General features: G+C 66.6%; 18 protein-coding genes and 3 pseudogenes. 6 read left to right on the forward strand and 15 right to left on the reverse strand.

Annotated elements, in window-relative coordinates; all coding sequences use genetic code 11:
- Positions 1-139: 139 nt before the first annotated feature.
- The 5 genes and pseudogenes from OHA40_RS31900 to OHA40_RS31920 all read right to left on the reverse strand — a co-directional run.
- A complete protein-coding gene (locus tag OHA40_RS31900) occupies positions 140-1,342 on the reverse strand; it encodes an FAD-dependent oxidoreductase (protein WP_330230517.1) in 1,203 nt (400 codons plus the stop codon).
- A gap of 389 nt (positions 1,343-1,731) precedes the next feature.
- Entirely contained in the window at positions 1,732-2,490 is a 759-nt protein-coding gene (locus tag OHA40_RS31905; RefSeq protein WP_330230518.1) for a hypothetical protein, read from the reverse strand.
- Between the two features lie 115 nt (positions 2,491-2,605).
- Positions 2,606-2,899 carry a hypothetical protein gene (locus tag OHA40_RS31910; protein WP_330230519.1) on the reverse strand — a complete coding sequence of 98 codons (294 nt, stop codon included), beginning with the start codon at positions 2,897-2,899 and terminating at the stop codon, positions 2,606-2,608.
- A 277-nt stretch (positions 2,900-3,176) separates the two neighbouring features.
- Positions 3,177-3,587 carry a hypothetical protein gene (locus tag OHA40_RS31915; RefSeq protein ID WP_330230520.1) on the reverse strand — a complete coding sequence of 137 codons (411 nt, stop codon included), beginning with the start codon at positions 3,585-3,587 and terminating at the stop codon, positions 3,177-3,179.
- A gap of 194 nt (positions 3,588-3,781) precedes the next feature.
- Positions 3,782-4,639: pseudogene (locus tag OHA40_RS31920) on the reverse strand (FAD-binding oxidoreductase); the annotation flags it as partial.
- 61 nt (positions 4,640-4,700) lie between these two features.
- Here OHA40_RS31920 and OHA40_RS31925 point away from each other — a divergent pair.
- The 3 genes from OHA40_RS31925 to OHA40_RS31935 all read left to right on the forward strand — a co-directional run bounded on the left by OHA40_RS31925 (position 4,701) and on the right by OHA40_RS31935 (position 9,544).
- Positions 4,701-5,429, forward strand: a complete 729-nt coding sequence (locus tag OHA40_RS31925) for a GntR family transcriptional regulator (RefSeq protein ID WP_330230521.1) — start codon at positions 4,701-4,703, stop codon at positions 5,427-5,429.
- A gap of 738 nt (positions 5,430-6,167) precedes the next feature.
- A complete protein-coding gene (locus OHA40_RS31930; RefSeq protein WP_330230522.1) occupies positions 6,168-6,458 on the forward strand; it encodes a hypothetical protein in 291 nt (96 codons plus the stop codon).
- A gap of 458 nt (positions 6,459-6,916) precedes the next feature.
- Positions 6,917-9,544, forward strand: a complete 2,628-nt coding sequence (locus OHA40_RS31935; RefSeq protein WP_330230523.1) for an ATP-binding protein — start codon at positions 6,917-6,919, stop codon at positions 9,542-9,544.
- Here OHA40_RS31935 and OHA40_RS31940 read toward each other — a convergent pair.
- From OHA40_RS31940 to OHA40_RS31970, 8 genes and pseudogenes are all read right to left on the reverse strand, one after another.
- Positions 9,541-9,954 carry an ester cyclase gene (locus OHA40_RS31940; RefSeq protein ID WP_330230524.1) on the reverse strand — a complete coding sequence of 138 codons (414 nt, stop codon included), beginning with the start codon at positions 9,952-9,954 and terminating at the stop codon, positions 9,541-9,543. The two genes, OHA40_RS31935 and OHA40_RS31940, sit on opposite strands and share 4 nt — an antisense overlap.
- Before the next feature lie 43 nt (positions 9,955-9,997).
- Positions 9,998-10,414 (reverse strand): Dabb family protein, encoded by a 417-nt coding sequence (locus OHA40_RS31945; RefSeq protein ID WP_330230525.1) that lies wholly within the window; start codon positions 10,412-10,414, stop codon positions 9,998-10,000.
- Positions 10,411-10,986, reverse strand: a complete 576-nt coding sequence (locus OHA40_RS31950; protein WP_330230526.1) for an MFS transporter — start codon at positions 10,984-10,986, stop codon at positions 10,411-10,413. Before OHA40_RS31950 ends, OHA40_RS31945 begins: the two co-directional genes overlap by 4 nt.
- 34 nt (positions 10,987-11,020) lie before the next feature.
- A pseudogene (locus OHA40_RS34840) lies at positions 11,021-11,689 on the reverse strand (MFS transporter); the annotation flags it as partial.
- Positions 11,690-12,289: 600 nt separating this feature from the next.
- Entirely contained in the window at positions 12,290-13,405 is a 1,116-nt protein-coding gene (locus OHA40_RS31955; RefSeq protein ID WP_330230527.1) for a hypothetical protein, read from the reverse strand.
- A gap of 297 nt (positions 13,406-13,702) precedes the next feature.
- Positions 13,703-14,725, reverse strand: coding sequence for an alpha/beta fold hydrolase (locus tag OHA40_RS31960; protein WP_330230528.1), 1,023 nt, complete (start codon positions 14,723-14,725; stop codon positions 13,703-13,705).
- Positions 14,726-14,748: 23 nt separating this feature from the next.
- Complete coding sequence (locus OHA40_RS31965; protein ID WP_330230529.1) at positions 14,749-15,237, reverse strand: DinB family protein; 489 nt, start codon at positions 15,235-15,237, stop codon at positions 14,749-14,751.
- A gap of 25 nt (positions 15,238-15,262) precedes the next feature.
- The gene (locus OHA40_RS31970; RefSeq protein ID WP_330230530.1) at positions 15,263-15,889 is read right to left on the reverse strand and encodes a class I SAM-dependent methyltransferase; all 627 of its coding nucleotides are present in this window, start codon (positions 15,887-15,889) and stop codon (positions 15,263-15,265) included.
- A gap of 87 nt (positions 15,890-15,976) precedes the next feature.
- Between OHA40_RS31970 and OHA40_RS31975 the strand changes: the two genes are divergently transcribed.
- The gene (locus tag OHA40_RS31975; RefSeq protein ID WP_330230531.1) at positions 15,977-16,558 is read left to right on the forward strand and encodes a helix-turn-helix domain-containing protein; all 582 of its coding nucleotides are present in this window, start codon (positions 15,977-15,979) and stop codon (positions 16,556-16,558) included.
- A gap of 194 nt (positions 16,559-16,752) precedes the next feature.
- Positions 16,753-17,529, forward strand: a pseudogene (locus OHA40_RS31980) (alpha/beta hydrolase family protein); the annotation flags it as partial.
- On the opposite strand, the gene OHA40_RS31985 reads toward OHA40_RS31980, so the two are convergent.
- Entirely contained in the window at positions 17,507-18,154 is a 648-nt protein-coding gene (locus OHA40_RS31985) for a TetR/AcrR family transcriptional regulator (RefSeq protein ID WP_330230532.1), read from the reverse strand. The pseudogene OHA40_RS31980 and the gene OHA40_RS31985 overlap by 23 nt on opposite strands.
- Before the next feature lie 148 nt (positions 18,155-18,302).
- Here OHA40_RS31985 and OHA40_RS31990 point away from each other — a divergent pair, with 148 nt between their 5' ends.
- Positions 18,303-18,965, forward strand: coding sequence for an SRPBCC family protein (locus OHA40_RS31990; RefSeq protein ID WP_330230533.1), 663 nt, complete (start codon positions 18,303-18,305; stop codon positions 18,963-18,965).
- Positions 18,966-19,053: 88 nt separating this feature from the next.
- On the opposite strand, the gene OHA40_RS31995 is transcribed toward OHA40_RS31990, so the two are convergent.
- A complete protein-coding gene (locus OHA40_RS31995; RefSeq protein ID WP_330230534.1) occupies positions 19,054-20,289 on the reverse strand; it encodes an IS110 family transposase in 1,236 nt (411 codons plus the stop codon).
- Between the last annotated feature and the right edge of the window lie 94 nt (positions 20,290-20,383).

Consider the following 20,383-nt stretch of genomic DNA (forward strand, 5'->3'; position numbering starts at 1 on the left):
CGACGGCATGAGCCGATAAGATTCGGCCGTTCAAGCCGAAGAGACCAGCCGGGCAGCCGATCTGCGCGTGGTCCGTCGGGTGGATGCCACCGTTATCAGCTGCGGTGGCAGCCACTCAACGCGGCTGCGGGACAGTGAGTCAGATCGGCAGCGGGTCGGCTCCCAGTGTTTGTGTCCGATTCGCCGCCGACAAGCGCACCATGCGAAAGCCTTCCTCGATCATTTCCCGCTCATAGTCGCGCACCGCATCCAGAAGTGGGCGACCGGAAGTCACCGCGGTCAGCGCCGTGGCGAGGGCAGCGGCGTCCCGCAACGCGATATTCGCACCTGCGCCGGCAGCTGGGCTCATAGCGTGGATGGCGTCGCCGAGCAAGGTCACGTTCGATGTCGGCCACGGTGGGACGGGAACGCTGGAGCGCACGGTGATCGGGTAGACGCTCGAGAGAGCCCATCCCTCGACGATCCTGGTCACCAGCGGATGCCAACCGGAAAGGCGCTCGAGCACCATGTCGCGCAGTCGCCGACCGGAAGCAGCGCGCAGTTCCGAGTCTGATAGCCCGAGTTGATCGAGACGGCTACCGAACATCACGGCAAGGCTGTCCTCGGTCGGCTCGAAAGCCACCTCGGGTGCCAACCGAGACGCGGCTTCCGCCGGTGGCTGACGATACTGCACCGGCGCGATGCCCACGAACCGATTACCCGGTCCGACAACCGAATTGAAGACGCTGACCATCTCGGGCGGCAGCGCGCGGTGCAGATCGGGTGTCAGTGGCAGCCGGCCGTAGATCAGGCGGACCTGGGAATCCACGACCCGCGCGTGGGGCAGACGCTGGGCGCGAATCACCGAACCGACACCATCGGCAGCGACCAGCACCGAACCTTGCGCAGAGCCGCCATCGGCGAACCATGCCGTGACGGTGCCTTTATCGCTGTCGTATCCCACGCAACGGCGGCCGAAATGGACGATGCCATCGAGGCCTGTGAGAAGGACCCGGCGTAGGACCTGCCGGTCGATGACGGTGTGCGCGGGCATGATGTCGCCGTCGGTGGCCGACCCCGGCGCCGGATCGTCCAGAGTGAAAACCCCGGTCGGACGCAGTTGGTGGTCGAAACCGTTTGCGTTCGGAGCCGGTCGGCCGGCGATGGCCGCGACGAGCCCGAACAGGTGCGGTGGCAGGGTCGCCGACAGCGCCTGTCGACCGCGTCCATCGAGGTGCAGCCGGTGGCCCTGGGCGCGCACGGCCGCGGAGGTATCCCGCTCGTAGACGGCAACACTGATCCCGGCACGGCGTAGCCCCTGCGCGAGGCAGAGCCCACCCAAACCGGCGCCGATCACAATCACATGTGGATGCGCCCGCCGCGGACCGGGAGAAATGGGGAAACGTCGACATGATTCGGGACTGATCAAGACACACCTCACCAGAGTCGGAAACGACTCCCACCTCCTCGATGCCACCAGGCACCGAGAAACCAGTCGGTGAGGCCGAAGCCCTCGAAAGCCCATGGGCTCTCCGGTGAGTAGACCCGACCAACATACACGAGAACAAACGTCATTCTCACGAGCCGTTCCAGTCGGCACCGTGGCAGCCGATTACTCAGTGCCACTGCGTTGTCTGCGCGGCCTTCCTGAGGAACCCGTCGGCCGACTCGGCTCCTATCTCGCCCCGATAATCAACGTCTCCCCGGTTGAAGGGCGTGTGTAGTGGCCAAGTCCCCCTCCGCAACCTCGGATCAATGGTTCGCTGCTGTGAAGTAGCCGTGTGTCGCGCGCCCGCTCGGCAACCCGCCGACGGTGGGTGCAGGCCTTGAATTCGTGCCCGTACCTGCTCGAGCCAGGGCGGCACGGCCTCGTGCGTACGCGATGACGTTCTCTGCGTAGGCCGACGTGTCCCGCCCGGCGAAGCACGCTCGGAGTTGGATGAATGCGTCCTCCAGTTGCGGTCCCGGTCCGCGGTCGGCGAGCAGGACGACGATCGCCTCCCAGGTCCCGATCTGCGGGTCCGGGAGGGTCAACAGTTCGTCGAGGTACCGGCCCGGTTCCAGCAGCCGCAGGGCCCGGCGCGCGTAGGCGTGTACGCGCCGGGGCAGCTCGGCGCGGATCGCGTCGACGTCTGTCTGCAGCGCCCGGCCCGGTTGTGTCGGGTCGACCTGCAGGGACCACAACTCGGTCAGATCGTCCGGCATACCATGGTCGTTGATCAGCCCGGGGCCGGTCGCCTGCTCGAGCGGCATGAGCGGGAGACCCAGCTGCGCATTGCGCCAGTTACAGAATTCCCACCAGGCGGTCGGTGTAGCGCTGAGGTTCAGGCCGAATTTGAGCTCCTGGTGCCCGCCGGTCCAGGTACGCAGTGTCCGGGTGCGGCAGACCGACGCCGCACCACCCGGCGCTACTCGCACCCACATGGCTTGCGAGCCGTGAAAGCCATACGGCTGCAGCAGCTTTCCCGCGTCGCGCGTCAGTCGGCGCAACGCAGAGTCCGGTCCGGCCATGCCAGCAGATTAGCGGCACGCACCGACACAAGCGGATCAGCAACCATCCCGGACTCCCCAACGCAGCCACTGGTCGGTGGACGGCTGAAGATCGCCGCCGTGATGTTCAGGCGGTTCAGTTGCCCGAGGCGTCCTGCTGGGCAAGCACGAAGGTGCCTTGGCCGTTGGAGTCCAGCCCGGTGTCGAGGATCTTGTCGTCCAGAAAGGCGGCGGCTTGCTCGTCCAGGAAGATCCGTGAACCCTCGGCGTTCAGGACCTGGTCTTGCTCGGCCGGTCCCGCAGAGACCGCCAGCTGGAGCGTCTCAGCGCCGTCCGCCGTAGAGATTCGCAGCCCGGCATCCTCTGGCGTCCCATCCGCCGACGTGATGCTACGAACGGCCTCGATGGCCGCGGGGGTGATCATCAACATGTGTCTGTTTCCTTCCCGCTGTCGTGACAGTCAGCCAGCTGAGGGCGAGCTCAGGCTCCGCAGGCAAACCTCCAACACGATCATCACCGGTGCCGACAGCCAGCACCGGGCGTTCCTTCACGATTAACCAAAGGCTGCTTTTCGAAACCATGTTTTCGGCCTCATGCCCAGCACGAATTCGGCGATCGCGTCGCCGCGCGGAATCGGATGTCATGAAATCGAGCGCCGGGTCAGCGGCTGTTGAACCGGCCATCGACCACACATCTGGGTGCTGGCACTACCCCAGCGACACTACCTTCGCCTGCCCGGAAACGACAATGTCGTCGCGATCGACAAGCGCGACCCGCACCTGCACCGTCTGCCCCGCCGACAACGGCGCATCCTCACCAGCTGTTCCGACCAGGACGATCACGGCGGTATGTTGGGCTCCGTCGCATGTGACGGCGTTCTGCGTGCCGGTGGCCGACGGACTGTTTGCGTTGGGATCGCCCACCATCGCCTTGATGCCAGCCACTCCGGCCGAGGCTTCGCAGCTGTAGTCGACCCCCACGTTGGCCGGTCCAACACCACTGATGTCGATAGTGTTGGCGGCGAGAGCGGGAGCAGCGCCCGACACGATGGCCAGCCCGATCGCCCCGAAGGCAGTCACGATGAGGGCGGGACGTCGGTAGTTCCGGATAGTCACCATAGATCTTCGTCCTCCTGCGTAGGAAGTAGATCGTGGAGCGCAATCAGACGACATCGCGCGGCGCTCACCGCACCACACCTCTACGTTTCCCCACCCCGACCCCACAGCAAACAACCTCTCGACGACCAGGTCATTCCGGGGGCTGAATCGCCCCCGGCGGGTCGGGGACTTCATCTGCGACAGCAGCTCGGGCAAGAGGGTTCGAACCGCAGCACCAACGGTGTAGCGTCGCCTGCCGACGCGATGTCGGGGTATCCCAGTACCACCAGCGCCCGTTGGGCAGGTTCGCGGACGAGCCGGACCGTCGCCATGGTGGTAACAGCCGGCGTGCCCTCGCTGCCGACAAGCATCCGGCCCACGTCGAAAACCATTCTCCGGTAGCAGATGCTCGAGGGCGTATCCGGAAACTTGGCGACCGAACTGCCCGAACTCGGTGCGGATCGTCGCCAATCCGTCACCTGTGATCGCCCGCAGTCCAGACAGCAGCGGCGATTCCGGAATCGATTCACGCCGATCACCCGGGGAACGCAAAACCAACGACTCCCCCGTGCCGGTCAGCGCCTGCAACTCGGTCACATTGTCCGAAGTCCGCCCGTACCCCAACGTCCGGGAACCGCACGCATTGTTGCCGACCATGCCGCCGATAGTGCAGCGGGTGAACGTCGACGGGTCGGGACCGAATCGCAGCCTGTGCTGCACCGCCGCCTGCTGCACCGCCAGCTGAATCGCCCCGGGCTCAACCGTCGCCGTCCGCGCGTCCGAATCGATCGACAGGATGCGGTTCATATGCCTACTGAAATCCAGCACCACCCCGGGCCCGATGGCGTTCCCGGCAACGGAGGTACCGCCCCCGCGAGAGGTCAGTGGTACGCCTTCGCGGCGACAGACCGCGAGCACCGCGGCCACCTCATCGGCATGGTGTGGGCGGGCGACCACCAGTGGTCGCACCCGATACAGCGAGGCGTCCGACGAGTACGCGGCGCGCGTGGTGTCGTCGGCCACACATCTCCGGAACGTCGCAGTTCGGCGGCCAGTGACTCAGCAGCAATCATTCGTAGCATGCTACAGCTCGTAGCATGCTACGAATAGCCACCCGTTGTTACAGTGACACCTGTGGCAGATGGATTGCTAGAACTCGAACCGCTACCGTCATCGCCGGGACGGCGCATGGAACTGGTGATCACCGCCGTCCGCACTGCGATCGACCAGGGGCGGATGAAGCCCGGCGTGAAGTACTCCGTCTACCAGCTCGCCGAGGTGCTCGGCATATCCCGCACGCCTGTCCGAGAGGCACTGCTGCGCCTCGAGGAAGTCGGCCTGATCAAGTTCGAGGCGCGCCAAGGATTTCGTATCCTGCTGCCACAGCCAAGAGAGATCGCGGAGATCTTCGCCGTCCGCCTCGCCCTGGAACTGCCCGCTGCCCGCAAGGCCGCCGCCAACGCGACGCCGGCGCTCGTCAACGCACTGCACGAACAGCACACCCTGATGCGGCAGGCCGCGGCGGCCGGTGACGAAACTCTATTCGCTCAGCACGATTTGCGACTGCACGACCTGATACTGCAGGCGGGGAACAACAGCCGCTCGCGCGCGATAGTGAAATCGCTGCGAGAAGCGACCCGCCTGCTCGGCGCCTCCACCGCCGACACCACCCGAACCCTCGCGGATATCGACGCCGAGCACCTCCCGGTCATCGTCGCCATCACCGCGGGCGACGTCGAGGGCGCGGAAGTCGCGATGCGCGCTCACCTGGTCAACACCGGCCGACATCTCGTCTCCCAGGCAATACCGGAAGGCGACAGCGATCTGGACGCGGACGAGATCTGGACTTCCATCGTCGGCTGACGGCTCGCCATCCGTGACGAACGGACGCGGCCAAGCTCCACCAGCGCCGCTCACGCGCAACCCGCGTCAGTCCTGAATCCCGCCCGCCACGGCAGTCTCGAAGCACTGCAAGCACAGTCGCTACAGCTGCGGCATCACAGGACATGTCATGAGCAGTTGTCCGCCGAATACGTCCGCACCGCTGCGGAACTCATCTTCGACCTTCCAAGTGCTCGGCGAGTACGCGCGCGATGATCGGCAGCACATGTCACGCGGTCAGTACGTTCAGGATCATCGACGCGTGATCGGCATCGGCGATCGTCTGCTGCCGCCGCACCGCCGGAGTTCGAGTGCCAGGTGCAGTACGAGCCGGGCACCGGGCGGGATCGGATCTCGAGTATACGCGCCGTCGCGCGGTACCCTGCCTCGCCTGGAACACCGGATCACCGGCATGCCAGCGATCCCCGAGCGCGTCATCGGCTCGGGTCCCGCCGTGCCGGGATCGTAGGTCCGCTGCGAGATCGGCTCCGCCGCACGCCGATACGCGGCGTCGTAGATAAATCAACCGAATTTGATCATGGAATCCGCGTCCGGGTGAAGATCGAATTGTTTTACTTAGGCAAAATATGACATTAGCTAACTATTAACTGTGATTATTCACACAATAATAGGAGTGGATTTGCAGATATCTTTTTCATAACGTTAGTGGTGGCGCGCCGTGATGGCGTCGTTATCCATCTGTGAAAGGAAGCTCCGTACATGGTCTCTCGCAAGGTTCTTGTCGCCGCCGGCGCCGTCTCCGCCGCTGCCCTGTTCTTCGGTCCGGTCGGGGTGGCCTCCGCCGCTGACTCCCCCGCCACGGGCTCTGCAGGCATGGCCTCGGGTTCGGCCGGCGGCGGCTCATCCTCGGGTTCGGCCGGCTCGTCCTCCGGTTCCGCCATGCTCGACTCCGGCAGCTCGGCCCTCGACGGCGGCACCTCCGCCATCGTCAACATCATCGATGCGATCACCGGCGTCAGGGACCTGAACCAGCCCCCGCCCGCCGCCTGATTCGGTCTCGCCTCTCGGGGCCGGATTTCTTTTGTGCCGCTACGCGTACGCTGAGCATCAGCTGGTACGCGCTATTGCAGTGAATTTGCCAGAATCGAACCGTTCATTCGCCGTGTCGGACGCCGCGGGGCGGTCGCGCATTTGATGTGCGTGCCCGAGGTGGGTGAACGGTTCGCTCGCCGAGTCACCGTCCAGCGCACACGTATTCAACGCCGAATACGTGTGCTGGTCGGGCAGCGGCATCTCGTCGAGATCTGATTCGCGGTAGCGCCCGACGATCAGGCAGCGCGAATTCGTGACGAGTGAGACGCGTTGTTCGACCGCACTCCCACGACCTCCGCCACATAGGACGCCTCCGACGCTCATCCTGTCGTGCCGCTGGGCGTTGTCCTTTCCCGGTGCGGGGGCTTCCAGAGTTCAGTGTGTTGCTTCATCCGGTATCACGTACGGTGCGCGCTGTGCAGAATGGTTCGTCGTTGGTCGGCAGACAGGACGAGATCGGCCGACTGGAGGGGCTTACGCGCTCAGCTGCCGAGGGCCGGGGCGGTGTGCTGGTACTGCGGGGGGAAGCAGGCATCGGCAAGAGCGCCCTGCTCGAGCAGGTCAGCCGAGCGCCTGGGTTCCTGGTGCTGCAGGCGTCCGGGTCGGAGTTCGAGTCCGAGTTGCCATTCGCCGCACTGCACCAGCTGTGTGTGCCGGTGTTGGGGCGTGTGGACGAGATGCCCGAGCCACTACGAGTTGCGTTCGGCCAGGCCACCGGCGCGCCGGAGATGTTTCGTATCGGGTTGGCGGTCCTGGAGTTGCTCAGCGGGGCTGCGCGTAATCGCCCTGTGCTGTGTGTGATCGACGACGCGCATTGGCTCGACGATGCCTCGACCAAGGCGTTGATGTTTCTTGCCCGCCGGATCGCTTCGGAACCGGTCGCGATGGTCTTCGCAGCTCGCCAGGGCCTTGATGAGCTTCCCGGTATGGAACTGGAGGGTCTGACCGACGACGAGGCGCGTGGGCTGTTGCAGTCCACGCTCGATCCTCGGGTGCGTGACCGGATCCTCGCCGAGTCGCGCGGTAACCCGCTGGCGTTGCTGGAGTTGCCGCGCACCGATGGATTCGCTCTCCCACAGTCGTCGGTGGCGAACCGGGTGGAGCGTGGATTCCAGGCCAGGCTGGCGGCGTTGCCCGCCCAGGCGCAGTTGCTGTTGACTCTCGCCAGTGCCGAGCCGACCGGCGACCCGGCCCTGTTGTGGGCGGCGGCCCGCAAACTCGGCATTGCTGTCGATATGAGCAGCGCCGCAGAGGTGTCGGGCCTGATCGAATTCGGCACGCGGGTGCGGTTCTGTCATCCGCTGGCGAGGTCGGCTGTCTACCGGGCTGCGGACGCAACGGAACTGCACACCGTGCACCGAGCGCTGGCCGAGGTAACCGATCCGGTCACCGACGCCGACCGCCGCGCCTGGCACCGAGCTCATGCCGGCGCCGGGCCGAACGAAGCCGTTGCCGCCGAACTGGAAGCATCCGCGTCCCGGGCCCAGGCCCGGTGCGGCGTCGCGGCCGCAGCAGCGTTCCTCGAACGCTCCGCGGCACTGTCGCTGGACCCGGCCAAACGCACAGGACGCACACTCGCAGCCGTACGGTTCACTCTGGAAGCAGGTGCTGTCGAAGCAGCCTCGAATCTGCTGACCACCGTGGACACCAGCGGCTTGGACGACGAGACGCTCGCTCGAGTCGATTTGCTACGCGGGCAGATCGCGTTCAGTCGGCACGGCGACGGGGACGGCCCGTATTTCATGCTCCGCGCCGCGCAGCGGCTGGCCGCCCTGGATCCGGCATGGTCGCGCGACTGCTACCTCGACGCGCTGGAAATGGCGTTGGCAGTCGGCCGCGCCAGCGGGGTGATGGACAGGGTGACACATGCAGCCGGTACTGCCCCACCGGCTCCGGCGCCACCGGACATCCTCGACGCACTGCTCACGCTGACCACCCAGAGGCACCAGGCGGCGGCGCCCTTGCTGCGGTCGGTCGTCACCGATGTCGGTGTGTTCTCTGCCCGTCCCGCACTGGCCACGATGGTCGCGGCCGAACTGTGGGACATCGACGCGCACAACGTGATCACCGAGTGGATCATGAAAACCGGTCGTAGTTCCGGCTCGCCGGTCATGCTGCGGCTCGGCCGTGCCCAGGTGGCCTCCGGCGCCGTGCACACCGGTGACTTCGCCACGGCGATGTCGGCGATCGCGGAAGAGGAAGCGATCGCCGACGCCGTCGGCGCGCCACCGATGATGTACCCGCGGCTACACCTGGCCGCCATCCGCGGCCGTCGGCAGGAAGCGCGCGAACTCTTCGACGCGGCGGCAGCAGCGGCTGACGCCCGCGGCGCCGGGCAGCTCATCGCCAACATCCACTGGGCCCGATCCGTGCTGGCCAACGGTCTGGCCGATTATCCGGCAGCGCTGGCCGCCGCTCAGCAGGCCGCGGCCGGCGGTGACCTGTTCCTCGCCGGCATCGCCCTGCCGGAACTGATCGAGGCAGCGGTGCACTGCGGCCGCAGCACCGAAGCCGCGGCCGCGCTGGCGGCACTGACCGAACGCACCCAGCCGAGTGGCACGGTGTGGGCTGCCGGAGTCACCGCGTGCGCCCGCGCCCTCGTCACCGGGGACGAACCGGCATATCTGGAAGCCGTCGACACCTTCGACGGAACCCGGCTCGCGCCGTACCTTGCTCGGACCGAGCTGCTGTACGGGGAATGGTTGCGCCGCCAGAACCGCAAGCTGGACGCACGCCAGCGGCTCCGCAGTGCACACAACCGGCTGTCGGAATTGGGGATGGAAGCGTTCGCCCGTCGTGCCGCAGACGAACTGCGGGCCGCCGGAGCCCAGGCAGGCAGCCGTTCCACCCGCACCCACGACGAGCTGACCATGCAGGAAATGCACATCGCGCGGCTGGTGGCCGCCGGTGCGACGACCAAAGAGGTCGCCGACCGGCTCTTCCTCAGCCCTCGCACGATCGATGCCCACCTGCGCAACATCTTTCGCAAGCTGGGCATCACCTCCCGCAGACAGCTGCGGGAGGTGCCCGACCTGAAGCCTTAGGAAATGCCCAGTTGCTGGACAACCCACATGCTGTCGGCGTTGGCCCAGTACTCACTGATCATGTTGTCGGTCACCTTCAGGATGTCGATGCCGAAGAACTCGATCGGAGTCGGTCCGGGCGCCGCACCGGGTAAACCGGACTGGTACGTCCCGCGACCGAACCAACGCAGCACCAGGTAAGGGTCGTCGACCAGTGGCCCGACCTGAACGGTGAAGCGGAGGTCGGGGACGGCTGCCCGGACGCCACCGACCCAGGTGCCGAGTTCGTCACGGCCGGCCGTGTCGGCGGGAGGTCCACCCAGCAGCGGTGCGGCATGGGAGACGAAATCCGGGTGGACGGTGCCTTCGACCAGCGACAGGTCACCGTTCCATATGTCGACCCAAGCCTGGGCAATCTTGTCGTAGGACATTGTTCTGGTCCTCCTTCGTTTCGGTCAGGGGCCGGTGGCGGGGCTATTCGCCGTGCTGGCCGGGCGCGGCGCTGCCGGTGTATTCGCCGAGCTCGGAGACGAGCTCGGCGATCTCGGGCATGGTGTCGTAGCGGCGCTGGTGCAACTCGGCGATCTTGTCGGCCATCTGCGGGTCCTCGTCGTCGGTGATGTCGAACGACACGAACTTGTCCACCAGGGGCAGCCCGACCCGGTCGGTGTTGAGGTGGGCCGGATGCACGAGGTATTCCCAGTAGCCTTCGAGGTCCTCGATGGCGAACACCGCGCCGTAGTGGTATTCGCCGCCGTAGTCGGGGCCGACGACGAAGGACTTCACCGACGGGATGACCCGGCCTTGGTTGCGCAGGCTCTCGAGCGCCCCTTCGACCTGTTCCGGGGTGGCGGAGGCCTTGATGGTGAATCGGTTGCCGTGGTAGATCATGCGACTTTCCTGTTCTTGTTCTGTTGCAGGGTGAACAGCGCGGCCAGGGCCGCGCCCACGGTCATCGCGACACCGCCGAGAGCGAAAGTGTCGGCGACGCCGATGGTCTGGATAAGTGGTTGCACGGCCAGCGGTGAAAGGAACTGGCCGAGGAAGATCCCGGAAACGAGTCCGCTGAGGACTTGGCCGCGCCGGTCCGGGGCTGCCAGGTCGGCAAGGCGCAGGTTCAGGTTGGGCACGACGAGGCCGACGCCGATGCCGCCGACCAGCAGTCCGGCCACGATCAGCACGACAGATCCCGCGGTGCCGATCACCAGCCAGCCCAACCCCAGCAGGCCGATGCTGGCGGTGGTGATGGTGGCGGGTGCGAGCCTGCTGCGCAGTGCGGGAAAGGCCAGCGCACCAACGACGCCGGTCAGTGTGCTCCCGGCGACCACGATTCCGGTGACCGCGGGGCCGACGTGGAAATCGGTGAGCAGGAACGGCAATTGGGTCGGTGCCATGTAGAACGCAAGTGTCGCGACCAGCGCGAGTGCGTAAATTCCGTAGATACGCAGCGAGTTCCGCCACACCCACCGACGCGCCGGGCGCGGCGGTGGGTGTGGCGGCGCGGGCGGGCTCACTGATCGTCAGCACGGCGAACGGCAAGATCAGTGCGGACACGGCGTAGATCCAGAACGGCAGTTTCCAGTCCAGGTCGGCCAGTACACCGGCCAGTGGCAGGAACACCACTCCGCCGAGGCTCGCCGATGCCTGCTGCATCCCGAGGAACGAGGCACGCCGGGGTCCGTCGAACCAGTCGGTGATCAACGCACCGACCGCGGTCATGATCCCGCCGACCGCGACACCGAGCAACGCCCGGGTGGCCAGCAGCATTGCCAGATCAGAGACGAAATAGCCTGCGGTGCCCGCCACCGCGTAGAGCGCCAAGCTGCCGATGAGCAACGGTCGCCGCCCGACACGGTCGGCGACGGTGCCGCTCAGCGGAGCACTGATCGCGATCGCCAGCGAGGTGACCGTCAGGGCCAGCCTGACCAGTACATCTGCCGTGTCGAAGACCTCGGTCATCACCGGTAGACTCGGCGCGATGATGGCCGCGGCCATGATGGTCAGCGTGGCCGCTGCCAGCAGCGTCGCCTGGGCCACCCGCGGGGGTGCGTGCCGGGCGGTGGTCATCGTTCCTCCTCGTCGTTCGTTGACGAGACGAAGACTTCCAGTGGCACAGCGTGTTTCGCGTCGGCGAAAGTTACCTATTCGCATCGCGGGAAGCCGCATAGGTGGTTTTCACCGACGCGAGTGACTGACCTGTCCTGGCGAATCGGCCAGTGACCGTCCAGACACAGCCCTGAGCTTCCCCCGCTCCCGCGGTATGACTCTGAATGCCGCCTCCGTAGTCGCCGCCCCCCCGCTGCAGCTGGCGGAAGCTGAGCAGATGTACGGCATTCCGGCTGGATGGGCCCGAGGCGGACCGGGTGTTTGCGATTGGTCAGGACCGGACCCGCCGTTATCGGACAGGTTGCTTCGAGTCGCAGTGTCAGCAAGGAGTTTCGCGCAATGGGCCAACCGTTTCAGTCCGGACCGCCTCAGCACAGCTCGCCGCTGCCACCAGGTCCGGGGTTGGGGAGCAGCGTCCGCAGGCCCGCCTGTCGGACAACCGATTTCGGGCTATCGGCCCCGCGGCGGGCGGCGCGCGGCCGATAGATAAGCCTGGCGAATCGGCAGACAGGTCGGTTGCCCGATCGGCGCGGGTACGGCCTGGTCAGCCAGGTTCGGCAGAACAACAGGTCATCGGCCTGGTCAAATGTTTGTCATCGTTCGTCTGCAACGGCAGTCAGGTGAGTGGGTGTTTCGAGCTCAGCCTAGGGCGATTCAGCCTCACGCCGTCGCCCACGGTGCGCCCTGGGCGGTCGCCACGGTGGCAGCGGCGGCCCGCTCGGCCTCCTCGACGGTGCACCGGCCGAGGCCGCATGCTGTCGCCACACCGTATGCGGCCCGGCCTGCATCTGCTTCGAACAAGGCCAGGCTCTGGATGCTGTCTTGTGCTCCCGCCGGCGACACGACCCCGGCGATGATGCGCCAGTCCGGGTCCAGTCGGCGCAGCGGCCGGTAGAAGGCCGGGTCCACCGGAGCTGGATGAGCACCGTAGGCACAGGGGATGTGCGCGGGTGGCAGCGGCACCGCACGAGCACGTAGGTGTCGTGCGACGGCGTTCAACAGATTCACCGCCGGCGCGAGACTGCGTGGGGCGAGAAGCTCTTTGTGTCGGTAGTCGCCGTAGCAGAGATGCAGGATGGTCTGTGCGCCGATATCGTGCGCCCGCGCAAGGAAGTCGGCCAACTGTCGCGCGACCAGACGACCGACCGGAGCCTGCGCACCCAATCGCGCCGCCTTCACCAGTGCGAGCTGAGCGATCGGCGACTCCACCTGCCAGGTGATCAGTTCGCTGTGATCGGCTTGGAGTTGGGCCATTTCGGCCAGCGCGGCGTCGACGAAAACCGGCAGGTTTCGCAGCGCCGGAGTCACCGTCCGAAGGTGGCGCAGTGCGCGCCCGAGTGGAAGTCCGTCGGCTACGGCCGCGCCGCCGAACACGAACATCGCCAGGTCCAGCGGATTCGGTTGACTCACCTGCATTCTCGTTTCGGCGAGTTCCGGATGCCGATCCCGTAGCGCGCGAAAGGCGGTGACGGCCGCGCCGATGCGGTCGACGCGGTCCATCGCCACGTGCCGGGGTTCGAGCGTGGCGCCGCGGCGAATACCGTAGACCCGCATGTCGGCGTAGTCGGCGAAGTCACCGCTGCGTACCACTTCGAAGACGTCGCCGTGTTTCTCCCGCTCGCGCAGGTACTCCACGACCCAGTTGGGATCCAGATCTCGCGGTACACCAGTGAGCCGGTGGCCTCGGCTGCGCTGGACGAACCATTCCAGCACGTCACTGTCATCGGTGGTCAATGGTGCGGGCAAGCTGCCCACGAAGTGCACGAGTCGCGTCATCGCCTGTCCAACACGTAGTTCTCACAAACGGATCAGGCGCTCGCCCCCCGCTCGGGGCCACGATCCGGCGGCTGCCAAGCAGGATAGGCCGATCGATAGCCGGAAGTTCGCCAATGCTGGGAAGGCTGCCACGGCAAGCGAGTCTGTTGCCTTCTTCCCCGACGTGTGCACGATGATCGGCGTGAGCAGGCCTTCGGCCTGCCGACCTCAGATTCGTTGGCTCACAACCGGTCCGCGGCAGAAACGCACCGGCTCGGGGTGCTGTCCGGCATCCCGAGCCAGGCGGTGGCGGTGTCGTCAGTCGAGGAAACGCTGTAGTTCCGCGGTGACGAATTGGGGATTCTCCTCGACGAGCCAGTGTCCCGCGCGCGGCACGTCCACAGCTCGCACGATATTGGTCATGCGTGGGGACACGGTGGCACGGACCGCATCGAGTTGCCCTAGAGCGGTCATGAGAAGGGTCGGGACATGCGTCGGTGCTGCCGCGATGGTATCGCGGACGTCTTTGTCGAGGGCGCGGTAGAGCTCGAAGCCGCCCGCCAGGGCCTCGGGCCTGCTGTAAGTGCGTGCGAATTCGCTGATCTCGGCGTCGGTGAAGGGGGCTCGGTCCGACGTGCCGCCGAATGCCGTTCCCTCGAAGGAGACCTGTGGGTAGAACAGGGCCAGGTACTCGCGGACGTCGTCGCCGACCACCGTTTCGGGGACCCGCCGCTGGGTGTGGAAGGCGATGTGCCAGCTCAGTGAGCGGTATGCGGGCGCATCGATCGCGGGCCCGGGCAGCGGTAGGTCGAGGTAGCCGAGGCGTGCGGTGTCGGCGGGGAACTGAGCGGCGTACTGGAATGCGACGGCGGCGCCGAAGTCATGGCCGATGACGCGGGCGTCGCGCACTCCGAGCTTTTCGGCGATGAGGGTGTGTACGTATCGCGCGAGGGTGGCCTTGTCATAGCCGGTCGGTGAGCCGGTGCTGTCGCCAAGTCCGGGGAGGTCGACGGCGTAGACGGTGTGGTGTTCGGCGAGTGCGGGCATGATCGGCCACCAGCCGTACCAGGTCTGCGGCCAGCCGTGGATCAGGACGACCGGCGGGCCGCTACCGCCGGTCACATAGTGCATACCGACACCGTCGACGTCGGCGAACTCGTGCCGGAAAGTGCCCTCGAACGCGGGGTCGCCCTGGGTGGCGGCGGCGTAGGGGGCGATGTCCGGGGTGGTCGTGGAGCAGGCTGCGGCGCTCACCGTGATCAGGAGGGTGAGCGCGACGGTACCCATCGCGCGCGCGGATCGGAGGAGGCCGTGCGTCGGCGGCCGGGTCGCGGTGATCATGTGTTCCTTTCCCGGAGAAGAGGTCAGCGGCCGGTCGTGCCGTCGATCAGTTCACGGAGGATGTCCGCGTGGCCCGCGTGGCGACCGGTCTCCTCGATCATGTGGGTGAGTGCCCAGCGGACGGTGGGAGCGGGGCGGCCCGGCCGTGACCGCGGGACAGGCGCGCCGAGATCGGTGCATTCGTCGAGAACCTCGTTCGCACGCTCGACCGTGTCTCGGTATCGGGCGACGACATCGGCCACGCTGTCGGTCGGTGCGGCCTGGAACGTCGCCTGCCAGTCGGTGACCTTGTCCCCGAGGAACATCGAGCGCTCGACGACGGTCAGGTGATTCAGCAGGCCGAGCAGGTTCGTGCCCGACGGCACGACGGCTGTTCGCACCTGTGGTTCGGGGGCGCCGTCGACCTTCGCTGTGATCCCGGCCCGCAGGTAGTCGAGGAATCCGCGCAGGATCTCGGTCTCGCTGCTTCCGGTCCGGGGCGGCGGGGTGTCACGGCGTGTGGTGGTGGGCACGGTGGTCTCCTTCGTTGGGTGCGAGTCAGGCGGTGCGGCGGATGAGCAGGACGTTGTCGGTGACCTCGGCAGTGCGCCCGTCCGGTCCGGTCGCGCTTCGGCGGGGTGCGTCGGCCCGCTCGACCCTCCATGTCGTGCGGTCCAGCCCGATTTCCGCCGCGACCTCATGCGGGGTCGGGTACCGGAGGCCGGGATCCTGGTTCCATGACCATGGCGCGGTCGAGCCGTGGTCGACGACCAGCAGCCGCCCACCCGGACGCAGCGCGTGCGCGCCCACACGCAGGACGGTTGCCCGATCCAGGTCGAACGGGGTGTGCAGGTAGTGGGCGCAGATCAGGTCGAACCCGCCCTGCGGGAAGGACTCGTGCAGGTCATGCCGCTCGGCGACGATGCGGTCGCCCAGGTCGCGCGAAATGGCAAGGCTGATGAGCCGCTCGATCGCGACGGCCGAGATGTCTACGGCGGTGACATGCCATCCGCGACGGGCGAGCCACAGCGCGTCGCCGCCGTCGCCGCATCCGAGGTCCAACGCGTCGCCGGGTGACAGACTCGAAACCGTCTCGGCAAGAAGATCGTTCGGCCGCGGGTCGGCGGCTGCCTGCCGGTCGGCGTAGACGCCGTTCCAGAACGTGACCGCATCGGTGGTGCTCATGGAGACTCCTTCTGTCGGAACGCGTTCAGTCTCGCCAGTCGCACCGCAACCTGGCACGCAATCTTGCGGTTCCGGCAAGATGAGCTCATGGACCGCGAAACAAACGATGTGCTCGACACGGTGGGGCCGCGGCTGCGTGCGTTGCGGCGCGACCGCGGCATCACCCTCGCCGACCTCGCGACGACGACCGGCGTATCGGAGAGCACCCTGTCCCGGCTGGAGAGCGGGCAGCGCCGGGCCACTCTCGAGTTACTGCTGCCGCTGGCTCGTACCTATGACGTTCCGCTGGACGACCTCGTCGGCGCCCCGCGCACCGGCGATCCCCGGATACACCTGAAACCGATCAGGCGGTTCGGGATGATCTTCGTGCCGCTGTCCCGACGGCCGGGTGGGGTACACGCGTTCAAAATGATCATCCCTGCGCGGCCGGAACCGCTGGAACCGACACCGCAGACGCACGAAGGCTTCGAATGGCTGTACGTGCTCAACGGTCACTTGCGGCTCGTGCTCGGCGAGCGCGACCTGACGTTGCCACCCGGTGAGGCGGCCGAATTCGACACCTCCTTGCCGCACTGGCTGGGCAGCGCCGACGGCGGCGCGGTCGAGCTTCTCATTCTGTTCGGTCTGCAGGGGGTGCGATCGCATGTACGCGCCGACCCCCACCGGTGAGCGGACCACTTCCGCCCGGACGGACTCGACGCTGCCTACGCGCGCCGGCTCGTGGCAGCAGCTCTCGGCCGGCCCGGTGACACGGACGCACCCACCTCACGCCGCGATCGCGCCGGCACATCGGCAATTGACTATGCCGTTACGGCACAGTTGAGACTGTCCCGTGCCAGCGGAAATCGAGGAGTGACAGTCCAGCGAGGGACGGACTGCGGGTTCCGGCGTATCTGACGTTGCCCGTGGGTATCGAGCCGGTTGGATTGCCGATGGTCGTGGTGCTCCACGGCGGCCCGTGGTTTCGTGACAGCTGGGCATACGACCCCGCCGTGCAACTGCTTGCCAACCGCGGCTATGCGGTGCTGCAGGTCAACTTTCGCGGATCCATCGGTTACGGCAAGGCATTCGTGAAGGCCGCCATCGGGCAGTTCGCCGGCTCGATGCACGACGATGTCATCGACGCCGTGCGGTGGGCCGTAGAGCAGGGCTACGCCGACTCGGAGCGGGTCGGGATAATCGGCGGTTCCTACGGCGGCTACGCCGCTCTTGTCGGCGTCACCTTCACCCCCGACGTGTTCGCGGCCGCTGTCGACTACGTCGGCATCTCCAACCTCGCGAACTTCCTGCGCACGATCCCCCCTTTCTCGAAACCCCATGTGGCCAACGACTGGCACCTGTTCGTCGGCGACCCTGATGACCCCGAACAAGAGGCCGATATGCTCGCCCGCTCACCGATCACCTACGTGGACCGAATCCGCACACCACTACTGGTGATTCAGGGCGCCAACGATATCCGTGTCGTCCGCGCCGAGGCCGACAACCTCGTCGAAGCCCTCCGCGCCCGTGGGGCCGAGGTCGAATACCTGATCACGGACGACGAGGGACACGGGTTCGTGAACCCGGACAACCAAATCGACATGTTCCATGCCGTCGAGCGGTTCTTCGCCCGGTATCTCAGTGGGCCACCAGGGTATTGAGCTCGTCGGCGAACAGTAGGGCGGGGTCGAACCCCATTCCGGTGAAGTGGCCGGCGAGTTCGAGCGAGAGAACGCCGTGCAGACGGGTCCAGAAGGCCAGGGCTCGGTGGAGGGTGGTGGCCGGTACCGAGTGGCTGTCGGCCCATCGGCGATGGTTCTCGATGTGGGCGTCGAACGGTGTCGTCGACTGGCTCACGGGCAGTGCCGAGATGGCCTCGATCAGCATCGTCATGATTTCGTCCGAGATCTCGGTCGTGTCGTCGGGTGCGTGATAGCCGGGGACGGGTGTGCCGTAGATGAGGAAGTATCGCTGCGGGTCGGCCAAGGCCCATTCCCGTAGGGCGTAGGCCAGTCCGGCCAGGTCTGCGCCGGAGTGTCGAGCCGCACGGAGGGTGTCGGCGAGGCTGCGGTAGGCGTCGCGGATGAGTGCGGTGATCAACTCGTCGCGGCTGGTGAAGTATCGGTACAGGGCGGGGCCGCTCATGCCAACCTGCTTGGCGATCGCGTTGAGCGACAGCGCGGACGCACCCGCCGTGGCGATCTGTTGCCAGGCGCACTGCTTGATCTCCGCCTGCATTTGCGCGCGATAGCGCTGCCGCGGGCTCTTCGCACCTGCGTCCGTCATGGACTACTCCGTTCCCGACCGTGCGCTACCGAGCTGGTTAGAGGCTATCACTTTATCTCTTGCTTCTCACCGTTTTGCGTTATAGCCTCTAACTTACGCAATATGTACTAACCACTCTCGGAGTGGCACGTCAACGAGGAGCAGGACCATGACCGACACTCGCCCGTCCAGCACGCCCACGGCTCGAGCCGCCTCCGACACCACCCGCCGCTCCGGGCGGGCCACCCTGCTCGGGATCGCGCTGACCGCCGGAATCCTGGCCGCCACCGCCACGCCGTCCCTCGCCGACCGCCCCGCAGCGGACCCGGCATCGCTGACCTGCGAGGGGAAGGGCATCGATCCCGGCGCCCCGATCCATTACCGGACCGAGGCCCTGATCAAGGCGCCGCTGGATACCATCTGGAACCTGCAGACCGACGTGGAACGCTGGCCGTCCTGGCAGCAGGCCGTCACCAGCATGGAGCGCCTGGACTCGGGGCCGCTGCAGCCGGGCTCGCAGTTCCGATGGACCACGCCCGCCCCCGCCACCGCCACCACCCCCGCGACCACCCTGACCATCACCTCCTCTGTCCAGCAGATGCAGCCCGGCCGGTGCATCCGCTGGACCGGTCCAGCGATCGGCGACGGGATGAGCATCGACGGTGGCATTCACGTCTGGACCTTCACCCCCGTCGACGACGGCGTCCTCGTACGCACCGAGGAGAACTGGAACGGAGCCCAGGTCGAAGCAGACGTGCCGACCTCCACCTACTTCCTCGGCGCCGGACTGGAAGCCTGGCTGGCCGACCTGCGCACAGCCGCCGAAGGCTAGGAACGCTATGTCCACCAACACATCTCGGCCTTACGGCGCAGATCGCGCCGACCGAAGACGAAGAAAGACATCCCAGGAGGCTTGAATGTCAAGCAATAGCCTTCTCGCCCAGGTGAGGCCAGGCGGTGGCCTCGTTGTAGTGAGTGCCGGTTTTGAGGCAGCCGTGCAGGATGCCGACGAGTCGGTTGGCGAGCTGGCGCAGGGCGGGGTTGTGGCCGACGCCGCGGGCTCGCTGCCGGTCGTAGTAGGCGCGGGCACCCGGGGACCACAACAACGCGGAGAATGCCTGTGTTGTGAGGGCGTCGATGAGCCGGTCGTTGTGCACGAACCGGGCCAGAGCGACTTTCTTCTTGCCCGACGCGCGGGTGATCGGGGAGGTGCCCGCGTAGTTCTTGCGGGCCTTGGCGCTGGCGTAGCGGTCGGGGTCATCACCGAACTCTGCGAGCACCCGGGCACCGAGGACCGGCCCCAAACCTGGTTGGGACAAGATGATCTCAGCGGCCGGGTGCTTGGAAAAATGGGCCTCGACCTGCCCTTGCAGAGTCTTGATCTGGGTGTTGAGGACGGTCAGAACCGCCAGCAGCGCCTGCACCGAGGCAGCGTAGGCATCGGTGACGACCTCGGGTTGGCCGAGCTGGTCGGAGCGCAACGCGGTCTGGATCGCGGCGGCTTTGTCCGCGACGTTGCGGCGGCGCGCCCGCTTCAACGCGGCGCTGATCTGGGCGATCGTCAGCCGGGCTGCCTGGGTCGGGGTGGGTGCCTTGGCGAGCAGCTCAAGGGTGTCAGCGGCGTCGAGGTCGTCGAAGGCGGCCAGCGCCGCGGGGAAATAGTCACCCAGCGCGTGCCGCAGCCGCTGGGTGTGGCGAGTGCGTTCCCAGATCATCGTCTTATGGATGCGGGCCACCACCTTCACCGCCTCCGCACGCGCGGAATCCCCAGCGACAGACCGCAGTTCATGCGAGTGGGTGCGGACCATATCCGCCAGCACGTGCGCGTCGCCGGCGTCGCTCTTGGCGCCGGAGACCCCCAACCGGTCACGGAATCGGGCCGCCTGCAACGGATTCACCGCCAGCACCGTGTATCCCGCGGCGACCAGCGCCCCAACCCAGGGACCCCGGTCGGTCTCGATCCCGATCAGCACTTCGGCCTCATCGACGTCGTCGCCGACCAGATCCCCGATGATCGCGTGCAACCTGCCCATCCCGGCCACCCCCGCAGGAAGGCGCGCCTTGGCCAGACGGCGACCGGAGCCATCCATCACCTCCACATCGTGATGATCCTGAGCCCAGTCGTCTCCTACGAACAGTCGCAATGGTCCTCCCATTCTCGATGCCGATCACCGTCGAGCAGCCAGCGAGAGAACCATCAGCGACCTAATCAAGCAGTGCTCACATCACCACGAACGGGCACGACATCCC

It is taken from the genome of Nocardia sp. NBC_00508 (assembly GCF_036346875.1).
GTDB lineage: Bacteria > Actinomycetota > Actinomycetes > Mycobacteriales > Mycobacteriaceae > Nocardia.